The sequence below is a fragment of the Pedobacter sp. Leaf170 genome (assembly GCF_920984665.1).
GTDB lineage: Bacteria > Bacteroidota > Bacteroidia > Sphingobacteriales > Sphingobacteriaceae > Pedobacter.
In genome coordinates, this window is the sequence record NZ_CAKLBP010000009.1 from 1 (window position 1) to 11,941 (window position 11,941).

General features: G+C 38.4%; 10 protein-coding genes and 3 tRNA genes. 2 read left to right on the top strand and 11 right to left on the bottom strand.

The window, feature by feature from the left end; translation table 11 throughout:
* Nucleotides 1-288: 288 nt before the first annotated feature.
* The 8 genes from LUA90_RS17850 to LUA90_RS17885 form a co-directional block, all read right to left on the bottom strand.
* Nucleotides 289-1,641 carry an alpha/beta fold hydrolase gene (locus LUA90_RS17850; protein ID WP_231459918.1) on the bottom strand — a complete coding sequence of 451 codons (1,353 nt, stop codon included), beginning with the start codon at nt 1,639-1,641 and terminating at the stop codon, nt 289-291.
* Nucleotides 1,642-1,783: 142 nt separating this feature from the next.
* A complete protein-coding gene (locus tag LUA90_RS17855) occupies nt 1,784-4,006 on the bottom strand; it encodes a S41 family peptidase (protein ID WP_231491945.1) in 2,223 nt (740 codons plus the stop codon).
* Between the two features lie 369 nt (nt 4,007-4,375).
* The gene (locus LUA90_RS17860; protein ID WP_231459916.1) at nt 4,376-4,930 is read right to left on the bottom strand and encodes a hypothetical protein; all 555 of its coding nucleotides are present in this window, start codon (nt 4,928-4,930) and stop codon (nt 4,376-4,378) included.
* 962 nt (nt 4,931-5,892) lie between these two features.
* Complete coding sequence (locus LUA90_RS17865; protein WP_231459915.1) at nt 5,893-6,315, bottom strand: PIN domain-containing protein; 423 nt, start codon at nt 6,313-6,315, stop codon at nt 5,893-5,895.
* 2 nt (nt 6,316-6,317) lie between these two features.
* Complete coding sequence (locus LUA90_RS17870) at nt 6,318-6,563, bottom strand: DUF6364 family protein (RefSeq protein ID WP_231459914.1); 246 nt, start codon at nt 6,561-6,563, stop codon at nt 6,318-6,320.
* Nucleotides 6,564-6,717: 154 nt separating this feature from the next.
* Nucleotides 6,718-6,789: transfer RNA gene (locus LUA90_RS17875), tRNA-Glu, on the bottom strand.
* A 33-nt stretch (nt 6,790-6,822) separates the two neighbouring features.
* Nucleotides 6,823-6,895 (bottom strand) — tRNA-Met (locus LUA90_RS17880).
* Between the two features lie 245 nt (nt 6,896-7,140).
* The gene (locus LUA90_RS17885) at nt 7,141-8,046 is read right to left on the bottom strand and encodes a site-specific integrase (RefSeq protein WP_231491947.1); all 906 of its coding nucleotides are present in this window, start codon (nt 8,044-8,046) and stop codon (nt 7,141-7,143) included.
* Between the two features lie 359 nt (nt 8,047-8,405).
* Here LUA90_RS17885 and LUA90_RS17890 point away from each other — a divergent pair, with 359 nt between their 5' ends.
* The gene (locus tag LUA90_RS17890) at nt 8,406-8,750 is read left to right on the top strand and encodes a hypothetical protein (RefSeq protein WP_231491949.1); all 345 of its coding nucleotides are present in this window, start codon (nt 8,406-8,408) and stop codon (nt 8,748-8,750) included.
* 724 nt (nt 8,751-9,474) lie between these two features.
* Here LUA90_RS17890 and LUA90_RS17895 read toward each other — a convergent pair.
* Together LUA90_RS17895 and LUA90_RS17900 are read right to left on the bottom strand one after the other, a co-directional pair.
* A complete protein-coding gene (locus LUA90_RS17895) occupies nt 9,475-9,882 on the bottom strand; it encodes a response regulator (RefSeq protein WP_231459911.1) in 408 nt (135 codons plus the stop codon).
* A gap of 370 nt (nt 9,883-10,252) precedes the next feature.
* Complete coding sequence (locus LUA90_RS17900) at nt 10,253-10,654, bottom strand: hypothetical protein (RefSeq protein ID WP_231459910.1); 402 nt, start codon at nt 10,652-10,654, stop codon at nt 10,253-10,255.
* Between the two features lie 118 nt (nt 10,655-10,772).
* Between LUA90_RS17900 and LUA90_RS17905 the strand changes: the two genes are divergently transcribed.
* On the top strand, nt 10,773-11,345 hold the full coding sequence (locus tag LUA90_RS17905) for a UPF0758 domain-containing protein (RefSeq protein ID WP_231491951.1): 573 nt from the start codon (nt 10,773-10,775) through the stop codon (nt 11,343-11,345).
* Nucleotides 11,346-11,726: 381 nt separating this feature from the next.
* Here the strand turns inward: LUA90_RS17905 and LUA90_RS17910 are convergent.
* A tRNA-Ile gene (locus LUA90_RS17910) sits at nt 11,727-11,800 on the bottom strand.
* Nucleotides 11,801-11,941: the final 141 nt, after the last annotated feature.

The following is an 11,941-nucleotide window of genomic DNA, read 5'->3' on the forward strand; positions in this document are numbered from 1 at the left end:
TGGTGGACTACAATTACCATCGACCACACCAGGCATTAAACTTCAAATCTCCTGTAGATTTATTGCAGGAAATTTGAGGACAAAATTATACTTTTGAATGGTCTGAAAAACAGGGGAGCTTACAACATTACTAAAAAAGTAAATTTATTTAAAAATTTTGTTTATCTTATATCAGTCATAAGTGTGGAATATTATTAAATGGTTTAAACATTCGTTTTTTGAGACGAAATTTCAATACAGAAATCTTAGTACATTAAAGATTTTAGCGGTTTTTTTGACCGGTCGTTATTATTTTTGGTTAAAAAATTCTAAAACCTTCTTGTTAAATTCCGAAACCTTTTCAACAGGCACATAGTGTGACGCGCCCTTGAAAACGAAAAGCGCAGCATCAGGAATATTGGCTGCAATGTATTTTGTGTGTTTTTCTAAAATGATATCCTTTTCTCCGGCCATGACTAAAACGGGTGATTTAATCTTTTTTAAATCTTCGGTTGAGAGGTGTGGCTCGGTTAATAGCATTGTAAAAAGCTTAATCTGATAAGCGGATTGCTTGTCGTTCTTAGATTTTAAACCTTCGATGGCGCTGGAAACTTCTTTTAATGTACGGATAGAAACAGCTTTATTTGGATCTGTACAAGCGCCTGTTATGGCCAGTTTCTGCACATATTCAGGGTATTTTGAGGCCATGATTAAACCGGTATTTCCTCCATCGCTCCAACCCAGGATATTTGTTTTGGTTATATTTAGTGAGTCAAGTACTGTTTTCATATCCTCTGCATACAAATCATAAGAAAGTGGGCCGGGTATTGAATCTGTACTCTTTCCCTGTCCGCGTGTATCTACAGCAATTACTTTATAGGTTTTAGAATATTCTTTGATTTGCTTTTTGAAAACACTGATGGACTGGCTATTGCCGTGTAGCAATAATAAAGGTGCTCCCTTTCCGTAGGTTTCGTAATATAACGCTGCATCCTTAACTTTCACTTTGCCAGACGCACGGTTATTGTTTCCGTAATCCGTTGGTTTATAGGGAATATTTTTATAGTCAGCCTTGATTTTGGCATCTTTGATGTCTACGCCATCAATTAAAATCTGAATATCATCTACCCACATTTTACCTTGCCCGTATAATAGCGGAAACATGTTAATCCTTACTGCTTCTTTCGGTAAGGGAAGTTTGAGGCGATAGGCTTTCCAGTCCTGTGTTCCGTATATTCTTTTAGCCAGCAGGTTTGTAAATTCCAGTTTATCATTGTCCTCATCTTCAATTCTGATTGGAAAGTCTGCATGGCCGCTTACATCTGCTAATTTCAAATAAAATTTTACTTCAATTTCCTTTCCTTCAAATTTTGAAGGGATGATGAGGTTTGACATACCGGAGGTTTTGTTGACCTCTTTTTTTACGTTTTCTATGAGTAAAGCATACTTGCCGGAATGTTGTTGATTTGAATCTATAGAAACCTTGTATCCGCTCTGGGTTAGGCCAGTCTGCCAATCCACTGATGATTTCCAGGTGTGAGGGCCACTTTCAAAATCCAAATTGTAGTCATCTTTCTTGTCCTGCAATCTGATTGAAGCTTGCTGCGCAAAGCTGCAAAGTGAAGTATGGCCAATAAGTATAAAAAGGAGAATTTTTTTCATGACAGACATTTAGCATTAAGCGAAGATACCTGTTGACATTAAAGTCTCCTCTATGCTTAACTATTTTTAACAAATTGCCGCTCGGTAGCAGTCAATACTAAGGAAGGATTGGATTTTGTGGAATTAAATATTCTGCTAAAAATTAATTGTGGCTTAGCAGGTTAATCGCTTTATCCAGTAATTCGTCTTTTCCATCCCTGATTCCTTTAATGGTTGGCTTTACCACAATATCGATTTTTATGCCGGGTCCTTGGGTAGGGGTGTTGTCGGGATAGAATATGCCTCTGCTGGATATCATGGTGAAAATTCCCCCGGGAAGAACAATAGCGCTTACCTCGCCATCAGCGCCGGCAGTCTGGCTTCCTATGACAGTGACATTTGGGGAGCTTTGTAAAGCCATAGCGGTGAACTCGCCCTGGCTTTGGGTATCGGAATTGACCAGCACCACTACTTTGCCTTGATAGGGTTCGCTGTTTTTTGCAGGTTCATTATAAACAGAATCCGCGAAATAAAAATTGCCCGGATGTGAATAGTCTACCAATGATATTTTTGCAAACTGGGTTTTGGCGGATTTGAAATAGTTTACAAAGCTGTAAGCCATCAGATCAGATGGATAGCTTCTTAGGTCTACGATTATTCCCTTTGTTTTCGCAAGGGTCTTGATTAGTTTTGGCAGTTCTGCATTCTGATATTTGCCAGCATCAACGTAACCAATCTGATCGCGTATGAGATAATATGGTTCTTTTTCTTTTTGATCTGAGGTGCTGTAGCTTGATTTGCCTTTAAGCGTTGCTAGGGTTAACTTGATTCGTTTTCCGTTTCTTAGAAGCACAAACTGCAGTTCTTCCTGATTACTCCGCGTCAGGTAATTCCAGGGCAAATCTCTTAACTGGGTTTGATAATTGGATGCGGGGGTGATGTGGAGATACTTTTTCAGGAGTTTTTTTACACTTTGTCCGTTAATGGATTCGATAAGGTCTCCTAATTTAACCCGCTGTTGTATGCTTTGGCTGTCTGTCCGGTATCCGCTGACAATCAGCTTGTTTTCGATAAAATCTGCACGAAAGGGTACTCGATATTTTCCTTTGTATGATTCTAGGGTTACATTATCAGAGAGGTTTGCATGGGTATCTTTAATTGTTGCGATAAGCTTTAGCGTGCTGAGCGTGTATTGCATCGCATGCTGCGCGGCCAGAAATTGTGGGATGAAATCTTTCAAGACCTGGTTCCAGTTGGATGCTGTCAGGTTTCTGTAGGGTGAATAGTAATTTATCATTGACCAATATCGAAACAGGGCGAGTAGTCGATACCCAGCATCTGGGTAGGTCATTTTATCATAGCTTTTTTCGTTGACAAACTGGGGATAGCCGAGTCCTGGATCTTTTTTAACCCAGTAGTTTTGTTTAATGGCGCTGTTTTGCTGGATATGCCTGAGTTTATTGGTCAGGCTTTTGGTTATTTTTTTACTGGTAAAAAGGTCGCCGTAATCTGCTGCGAGTATTACCTTTTCCTTAGATGGGGTTTTACAGGCTGTACATGTACTGACCTTTGGAAGGGTATTCAGGTAAGCTTCCAGGGCATAACTTAGTTCTTTGGCGTTTCTGCATTCTAGTGTACGGGGTATGATTTTAAATAGCTCTGCATCCCAGTTCACATCTCCGCTAGCCGCGTAGGGGTGGTGATACTTTAAAAATCCCCACAGCTGACCAGCGATGGCGAGATTGGCGATGTTGTTTGCATTTATTTTGATGTCTTTTATTCCCGAGCCATGAAGGTAGGCGGTATCTTGCTGCGCTTTTTTTGGGGGAATTCTTGTTAAGTTATTCAGGGTTTTGCCGTCTTTGTAAAGTCTAAAATTATCGAACCAGACTTTGCCAACGCCGTCCAGAATTCCTCCGTAAGCTATCTGGGTTATTTTTTTTGAGTAGGGTATGCTCAGTCGATATTCTGCCCAATCATGCGTTCCGGCGTATTTTTTGTCAAGCAGTTCTATCCGGCCATCAACACCTTCCGCTTTTAACCATATACCGGCGTAACCACTTTGAACCTCGCCAAGTTTCATGTAGCCTCTTAATTCAATTGTACCTTCCGAGTTGCCCCAAGTTTCATTTTGATTAATGAAGAAATAGTTTCCTGCTTCCTGAGGGGTATTATAATCTATCGAATTCTGTATGGATAAGCTGTATTTTCCTTCGTATTTGGTGGCTGAGTCCAACCGGATATTGTTGTAGTTGGGTGCCTGAATCCACCATCCGCTGGGAAGAGCGCTGGGTATATCTGCAGATTCAAATCCGCTATTATCATCCGGTGTTTTATTGAGTATGAAGAGCAGAATTAGGAAAAACGGTAGGTAAAGCTTGGTCATAGTTTATTGATCGGACTGGGCTGATCTGGATTGCCTTTGAAGGTAGTCATTTTGCTATTAAATGTAAATTGTGATGTTTTAATATTTAACTGGATAAACCAGAACAGATTGACCCCTGTCCACCAGAAATAAATTTATTGTAAATTATTGAATGTCTTTGTGTTGGTGTTTTGGCGAGGAGGGGTGAAGTAGTTTGGTGTTTCCAGATGGGGTTAAAAAACTCAAGTATTCGCTATAGTTTATCAATTGCTTCAGATTAACATCTGATAGTGACTTTAAATTCCAAGGAAGGGCTCCTAATTTTACTAATTCAGACAAGGTGGAGGATGGGGTGCTATGTGTCATTATCTTTTGGACTTTAAAAAATCCCTAACAGCCATTATTTTGACTAGTATCCCGTTTGAAAATAACGTTATTGTTATGCTCAATGTAATCGCTTGATAAAATTAAGTACAAGTGATTAGGTGAATATCCAACGCTGCGGCTTTTCACTTTGATTTTGTCATTAATGCGAAGCTGGTTTAGCTGCAGAAACTCACTTGGGCTAAACTGCATCATGTACTGGCTTTCACCGATTTTAAGGACAAGCCATTTTGGTCCTTTTAATTTTGAATGCTCACGTTGGTAATTAACTGCGGTGACTACGGCATCCATGCTGGTAAAGTTTTTTATATGGTCTGCTATTTCTACATGACTTGCGCGTACGCTGATGCCTGCATCAGATAATGTCCAATTTTTGTAGGCTACTCCATCTGGTGACGCTTCCCATTTTTTTCTTTCATCAGAACGATGGTGCTTTAGATTTTTCGAGCGCTGCTCTGCCTTTAGTCCTTCATTTGTAAATTTGCCTTTGGCAAGTGCCAGTCCGCTTATAACAGCTAATGCCAGGATAAGCGCGTTGATAATTTTCATTTTATTTTTCATGACTATTGAGATTTATGAAGCAAATCTATCGGTCATAACATGGATTGGAGTAATATTCTTTGTAAATTAAAATGTAAACTTTGTAAATAAATGCTAAATTCTATGGTTTCTACGGTTGTCAGTCCTTTTTGGAGTTAATAAAATGGAAGCCAGAGTCATTGGACAAATAATTATTTGGAAGTATCTTGAATTTACGACTTAGCTATCCTGACGAAACGGATAAATCCAGTTCTCTCGGTCTTGTTTGAAAAACCTTCTGAAGTAAGAGGAACTTCAGCATCCTGCTGCTGATATTTTTGATTTTCGACAGCGGATTCAAAACGAAGCTTAATTATGGAGATGTAATTGATATTTTCAATATTTATAAAACATTGGACCCTGCAGATAAGAAGCACTTTGTCAAGCTTTTTCCACCAGAAAAAATCGATTATTCGAATGGCGACCTCACGATTAAGTTGCCATACGGGCTCTCAAAAACACACAGGTTCAAATCTAAATCACTAATAATATGAAATTTATCGAATGAAAAATGTCTGTCAATAAAGCTATTTCAATTTTGGTAAAGAATAATGTAAAAGTTAATGAAAAGTAAGCTGATATTATATTGGATTTCCTTTATTTGATAGTGAAGAATAATCTCAGGGAAGCACAACTAGAAAAGCCTTTAACCCCTAAGAGGAGGTCGAACAAGCCAAAATCCACTTAGAGGTATTTGAGGTACAGCTTTTTAGATCAATTTGGATAAATGTTTAGTAAGTTTTTTTACGATTGTCGAACACCATCTAGTCAAGTTGTAAAGATTTGGGCCACAGGTCTTTATTGGCATAAAAAAAGGAAACGAAAAAAATATGTTGCTTCCTTAAGTAGCCAAGCGTTACATTTATCGAACACCTTTCAGGACGATTTGATACTTTTGGCGAACATGGGAGATGATCTATTGACCAGCCTATGAGACGAATTCGCTATGTACCACTAAGGCTAGCCAATGCTTCAGTCGGTGTGAGAACGGCAAGTTTGCTCTTTTTAAAATCTTTGGTATTTCGAGTTACAATAAAATCCAAATCGGGGATACTTAGGGCACTATGGTATTGAATGGCATCTTCATAATCTTTAAAATCCGTTTTAAGCGACTGACGAATAACAGCAGCTGTTACATCTGTTATTTCCGTCATATCAGCCAGTTCCTCCAGCAATCTTAAAGTAGCATTTCCAGGCATAGACTGACGAAGAATGTAATATATGTTATTGTAGGAGACAGCGGCTATAAAAATCCTTATTTTACCATTTATTGCTAGATCAAAAAGTTTTGCAGCATCCATTGCAAAAGGCTGCCGGTTTGCCAGAAAATCAATAACTATGTTGGTATCCATGAAAACTTGTTTCATGCTTACCCGTGTTTCTCTTTCAAAACCTTGCCTAACTCCTTTTTGTAATCAAAATCCTCAGGAAGTTTTACCGACCCCATTAATTTGGCCACCCTTGGCGATAATGTCTGCACAGATTCCTCTGAAACACTGATAGATTTCAGGTAATTTTCTACGATATCGGACAAACTTTTTCCTTTTTGGCGGGCATATTTTTTTGCCGAATCAATTACTGTATCCTCTATCGTTAATGTGAGTTTAGTAGTCATAACACGTGTGATTAATAAATCAAATATACGTGTTTAGAATTTCATTTAAAAAGATGCGCTAAAAAAATCAACAAAAAAAGCCTTCAGGTTTTGAAGACTCTCTTAATAATTTTCATGGAGTAAATTCCCATGTTGTTCCCATGATTGGATTTCGTAGCCCGTAGGGGAATCGAACCCCTGTTTCCAGAATGAAAATCTGGCGTCCTCACCCCTAGACGAACGGGCCATTTTTAACCTGAGTGTCTTTCAACTCATTTTGTAGCGGGGACACGACTCGAACGTGCGACCTTCGGGTTATGAGCCCGACGAGCTACCAACTGCTCCACCCCGCATCACAGACTTCAAATTTTCTTTGTTTGAAGGAGTGCAAAAGTAAGATTAGTTTTCATAATTACAAACTATGGTGCTGATTTTTATTAAAAAAAAATCAACTTTTTTCTTGATCATTATTTAATGATTTGACTATAAGTGTCTTGAGTTTTTATATTTATTTAATGACTTTCCTGTTCTTGTCTTTTCTTGAATGCTAACAGTAAGAATATCGATGGGTAGCAGAAATCTGGACCTTTTAAGATTATTATTGATAAAATTCATTTAACCTGCTGACTGATGCATATAAATCCGCCTTGAGGCTTTTTGCATAAATCTGGGTCTGAAGCATACTTGTGTGTCCAAGTAGTTCTTTTACATGATTGATGTAAGTGCCACTTTCTATTAAATTACTGGCGAATGAGTGGCGGGCACAGTGAAAACTGATGTGTTTGGCGATACTGGCTTTCTTAATCAATACTTTCAATTCCCGGTTGATTACCTGATTGGCCATCTTTGGCAAAATGGATAGTTTTGGGTTAGTGGGACTCGAAACCATGTATTTTTCCAGAATCTTGCCTGCGTTTGCACTTAATGGTATCGTTAAGAGCTTGCTGGTTTTCATTATTTCCATTTCGATACGGTCAGGGTTTTGTCGAATATGCCCGTATTTTAAATTCATGGTATCTGAAAATCTCAAACTGGTGAAGCAGCTAAATAAAAAGATATCCCGGACTCTATTCAGGAAACCATTTTTTTCCTCGATACACATATCTTTTATTGTCTTAACTTCTTGAATAGACAAAAACTCCCTTCTGCCGACAGCAGCTTTTATCTTAAAGTTTTGATATGGGTTGCACTTCATGTGCCCTTTAAGGATGGCCTGATTAATCATGGATTTCAGGGTCTTTTGTTTTGTAAATGCACCACCCACACCGTTTCCTCTTATACTCCTCAGATATAATTCAAACTTTTCTATGCAATCATAAGTTAGGTCACTAAAGTTTAATCGCGGGTTGAATTCTTTCAATATATTCAGCGTGGACCTATAGGTTTTAAGGGTATTTTCTGCCTTGGACAGCTTCCAAAGTTGGATCTGCTCCTGCCAAAATGAGTAAAAGGTGGGTTTGGTATGCTTAAGTACTGTCGAAACCTGTGCAATGACTTCTGACAAGCCGAGATGCTGCTGAGTTTTATGCCTCCTTAGTTCGCCCTGTGGGGATACAGTCCCGGAGCATAAATTTTAAAAGACTGCGGGAGTGGATAATCTGACAGGTTTATGATTTTAGTAAGTTTGTCAATGGATTAAGTATAGCCTAATGGATTTAATTCATGTTAAGGAAGCTATCAACTTGATTTCAAATATAAATCGAAGCAAGTCTGTTAGCTTTTTCATAAATTTAGCTGCTGTAGTTGCCTACTAAAATCCGCCCTTTGGATTTCAGAAAACCTAACAGGTTTGACTGTGATTCAAAGCGTTTGCTGAATTAGAGGTAGGCTAGTTGGGATTTTATTTGTTTATTTATAGATTGTATGGATAAGGGGATTTATGTACAGTTGAGGTTTAAAGGCTCAAATGATGTTGCAATATTTAAAAGTGTTGCTGGTTTGCAACCTTTTGACAATGCTGCTCAGCATTTAGTTTTTTCTGAAGGAAAAATATTTGGTAATGCTTTTTTAAAATGGTTAGCCGGTTCTGCAAAAGTGGTTCGTAAAGAAATGGAACTTTCATTATATGACGGGGACTTGCAACTCTCACAATGGATGTTATACAATACCTCATTAAATGATTATCAGCTGAACGAGCTGCAAACCACCGAAGAATATCTGGCTTTTAAGCAAATTGAATTGACTGCTCAAAGTATCAAATATATTTGATGGCGCTTAAGTGGATATTTCAGCGAAAGTGGTTCTTCGTCACTTTTGGTGAAAGAATCCATGTACGATCCTAAAAGAATAATTTTCAGCCTGAAAAGGCTATGCGCGCAGGTAGGACGCAGTAAGATATTGTATCATTTATAGGTTTTCACCAAAAGTGACGAAGAGCCGCGAAAGTGACCCATCTATTTCGGTCCAAACTGTTCGGTAAATTTTCAGCCGGATTTTGTCTAAAGTGTCTATTTCCCCTTCGACAGATAAATAGGACTGTTAGAATTTCTTTCCCATTCCAATCCCGGCATAACAGAAAAATCTTCTGCCTAACTATTCATCTGGATCCTGTCCAAAAGGTCATCCAATTTAAATTTGACTGCTCAATTCTCCAAACGAGCTCGTTTTAACTACATTCGGGAGGATTTCATGGGGGTCGCTAAATTAATCAACGCTGCACTGGAGACTTTAAATTCAGGTGAGCAGGATGCTGATGTTTTAGCTTAGGAGTAGGAATGGAATTAACGCAGGCGTTAAATCGAACAGTTTGACTCGAAACAATAAGTTACTTTGGAGCGAAATGGTTGGAAAGTGAAAATGCGGAATGACCGAACACTTTCGCTGAAATATTCAAGTGTGCCTCATTTAAATTTGAAAATAGTCGTTTATCGTGGTTTAGCGGAAGTTTTGATTTCGATATTTTTTTTGATTAAAATGATTATAGCGGCTATTTCTAATTGATATATTTTTTAACCTGACTGAGTAAATAATCGATATCAAAGGGTTTTTGAATAAAATTTGCTGGTTGACACTTGCTCTCAATCTCTTCCAGACGGGCATGTGCGCTCATCACCAGAACCGGTGTGTTTTGAACTGCATTAATTTCATGGCATACAGCGAGTCCTGAACCGTCGGGCAATCTGATATCAAGTAAAAATAAGTCGGCTTCAATTTTTTTATCTCTGTTACTAAAGTCCGCAATGTTGCAAAATGAGATTACATTATAATTTTCAGATTCTAAAACAATATGTATCATTTCTCTGATTCCCTGATCATCTTCTAATAAAAGTATTGTGCTCATGTTATTTTTACCTGAATCTAAGACAAGTGCATCAATCAATTGGTTTTTAATAATTAGCAAATACTTAATGTTAGGTAGGCTTTCAACAAGCACCTGACTTGAATTTATCGATAGTTCTCTTTTATATTGCCAGGAAAAAATCCGGATGTAATCCAAAACAGTGATCTCTTTTGGCAGGCCGCATTAATATGCTATGACGATTTTGAAAATAGTCTGGGCGATTTTTATTTGCCGATGGCGCTTTTATAAAGTTTTCGGTGCTGAAGCCTTCCGGGTGTTAGGCGTATTAGTCCTTGAGTGATTATGGCCGTATTGAATCTCTTTATGACGGTGAATTTACCTTGGTTTTTACTGACGGATGCTTGTTGTTTGGGTTTAATTTTTTAGCTCAGCTCAGGGCTACTCCTTTATTTGCTTAAGATAAACAAGTTCAGAACTGGACCATTTTTTCATTTTTTACGATTAAAATCTTGTTGTTTTCCAGTTCAAGCCATCCATAATCAAAACAAAAGTTATAAATACCTTTTGAAGTTTGGAGTATTCGGCTGATGAATGCAAAATTAAAACCGCTGTCCCGAAGCAGAAAATCCGTGACTACAGTTGAATCACCTTTTTGCTCATAAATGCTTTGGAGTATCTTATGATTATGTCGAAGAATCTCGTTGATTTTGGTGTAAAATAAAGGGGCATTCCATCGCTCATTTTTGAGTTGATCGCGTCTTGCACGGTTTCGGCATTGATCACTGCAAAACAATTTATCGCTTCTTCCCTCGAATGAATTGCCGCAATATTGATAGCTGCATAGTCGTAAGGTTTCTTTTAATGGCGGCATTCCGAATAAATTTAGGGTTACTCTATCCGTTTTTTATCCGATTGGACCGGATAGGCTAATATACAACCGATTAGCAAATATTCAAATCCAAATTTTGTGTGTACCAAAAATGATAGACATGAGAACTGAAAACCTTAGTAGTGAAAACTTTTCATCCGGAAAAAGAAACTATTTTATCGACTTTAAGCGCGCAATTAACGATAGTGATTACATCTGCATTACCCGGAGTGATAAGTTGCAGAGTGGTGGATACAGAGGGTCAAATGTAGTGGTTTTTGAAGAAGATTTCCACTTTCTTGTTTCCGCTTTTTCTTCGCTTTTCCAGTCTGCAGCCCATCTTGATTATCAGGGAATAGGAGGCATTCAGCAATTATCCAAAACTAGCATAAAGGGCCGAAAAGGGATTAGCTCCTCAGCTGCAGAGATGCAGCCAAGGGAAAAATTTGTGTCCTACGGAGCGCAAGGAGTAAACGACGCTGAACTTATCTCGATGCTGATTGGTACGGGTAGCGCCAGTCAAAATGCAGTGGCCACTTCAGAAGAAATTTTAAAAGCAGCCGGAGGACGACTTGACCGCATATACGCGCAAGATTTTGAAAGCTTATCTACGTTCAAGGGTATTGGTGTGGCTAAATCCTGCGCCATATTAGCGGCCCTGGAACTGGGCAGGAGGATGTGCGTAACTGGATGAGATCGGAAGTTTCTTCTGTTTATAAATGAGTCAATTAGCTGGGATAAAATAAAGCGATTCTTTTCAATAAAACGGATAAAAGGCCGTGAATTTCGGTCACTCCGCTTACTGCGAGCGCATAATGCTCGCGCGCCGCTAGCGAGCCCCCTTCGGGACTTATAGCTCTTTGTCGCTAGGTAACCGTTTTTCCGGACTTTCTTTTTTCAGTTTTTCTTTTGAAAAGACGTTTGGAAAAGGGAGGAGAAATAAAAAATGTAACATTTAAATTTTTTAATTATGGAAATCACAGGAAGATTGACCGCTGATGCAGTGGTTCCTTATTGAGTCTTAAAGGGCATAAAAAAACCCCTTAAGAGTGTCTCAAGGGGTGATTTTTTTTTGTGGGCCCAGCTGGGCTCGAACCAGCGACCAAAAGATTATGAGTCTTCTACTCTAACCAACTGAGCTATAGGCCCCGAAAAAACATATTGTTTTTTGCGAGTGCAATGTTACAAATTTGCATTCAATTTGCGAAAAAGTTTTTAACTAATTTTCTTCCAAAAATTTTTTACCATTCATTTTCAATGATTTGCTTGTTTTAAAAAACAATTATTAAG